Origin of the sequence: Streptomyces sp. BR123, from assembly GCF_013401435.1 — a bacterium.
Lineage (GTDB): Bacteria > Actinomycetota > Actinomycetes > Streptomycetales > Streptomycetaceae > Streptomyces.
The window spans coordinates 1-1,106 of sequence record NZ_JACBGN010000620.1 but is presented as its reverse complement, the minus strand read 5'-3'; the positions used below and the strand labels follow the sequence as shown (position 1 = coordinate 1,106).

General features: G+C 72.2%; 3 protein-coding genes. All 3 read right to left on the bottom strand.

Features of this window, described 5'->3' with window-relative positions; all coding sequences use genetic code 11:
• Positions 1-225: 225 nt before the first annotated feature.
• The gene (locus tag HYE82_RS36700; protein ID WP_179178549.1) at positions 226-441 is read right to left on the bottom strand and encodes a hypothetical protein; all 216 of its coding nucleotides are present in this window, start codon (positions 439-441) and stop codon (positions 226-228) included.
• Positions 438-833 carry a DUF2493 domain-containing protein gene (locus HYE82_RS36695; protein WP_179178548.1) on the bottom strand — a complete coding sequence of 132 codons (396 nt, stop codon included), beginning with the start codon at positions 831-833 and terminating at the stop codon, positions 438-440. Before HYE82_RS36695 ends, HYE82_RS36700 begins: the two co-directional genes overlap by 4 nt.
• A partial coding sequence (locus HYE82_RS38795) for a hypothetical protein (RefSeq protein WP_179178547.1) occupies positions 830-1,106 on the bottom strand: 277 nt, incomplete at its 5' end. The genes HYE82_RS36695 and HYE82_RS38795, both read right to left, overlap by 4 nt.

Genomic DNA, 1,106 nt, shown 5'->3' with positions numbered 1-1,106 from the left:
GGCATCAGAGGTACCTCGCAGACGGTCGGAGGGTGGTGATGCGGATGTCGTCGCCGCTCGGCGTCCACCGCCGCCAGCCCCCGGCGGCCCGGCCGGCCTCGGGTTCGATGCGGCGTTGGCGGAGTTCGCGGAGTCGGTCGGCGCCAGTTGTCCTGGGAGACGGTGGCCGGGTGGGGGCCGGGGCGGTGTCGCATGGCTCCGGCTCCCACAGGGCCAGCTGCGTGGTCACGAGGTGGGCTCGATGGCGTAGGTGGTGGTGACTCGGACGATGCGGTGCTCGCGGTCGGGGAACTGCTGCTGACGGCGGGCCTGGCAGGCGATGGCTTTGTCGTGGCTGCTGTAGTGGGTGCTGGCGATCAGCCAGTCGGTGTCGCCGCGGTGTTCGACGACCCATCGCTGCTGGACGAGCCACTCCATCGCGGCGGGGTACGGCTCGCTCATTGCGGGTTTCCGTTCTGGGTCCAGAGCCGGATGGGGATGCCGGCTCGTCGGGCGAGGGTGATGGTGTGGGTGGTGCCGCGGGAGTGGTCGCGTTGGAAGGCGAGGCAGAGGTCGGCGCCGGAGCGGACCATGGCCGCGTTGCGGATGGGGCCGGCTGCTCGGCCGTGGGTGGTCCATCGGGCGAGGTGGCGTTCGATGGTCAGTCCGGCTGTGTTGGCCCAGGTGGCGGCGATGTGGTCGGCGCCTCTGGGGCAGTCGCCGACGACGAGCCACACGTCGCGGGTGTGGGGCGGTACCTCGTTGACGGCAGTGTCGAGGGCGTCGCAGATGGCGTCAGTGTCGGTCCAGTCGCGGCTGCCGGTGACGAGGATCCGGTACGGGGCGGCGGTCACGACTGGCTCCCGTCCGCCTCGTCGTGGTCGAGGGCGCCGCTGGCGAGGGCGTGGTCGGGGTAGAGGATCTGCAGGGCGGCGATGAGGGCGATGGGGTCGGGGGCGCCGGCGTCTTCGGCGGTGAGGCCGGCGTCGTCGAGCCAGTTCGCAATGGCGTGGGCAGCGTTTACAGGCAGGGGCACGGTGCGGGCGCCGGGGCGGGCGGCCAGTGCAGCAGCTCGGAGGGTGTCGGCGGCGGCTCGGAAGTCGGCGACACCCTCCGAGCTGCTGCAC

Coding starts and splice junctions, on each gene's coding strand:
- HYE82_RS36700 (WP_179178549.1), bottom strand. CDS start 441: ATGAGCGAGCCGTACCCCGCCGCGATGGAGTGGCTCGTCCAGCAGCGA.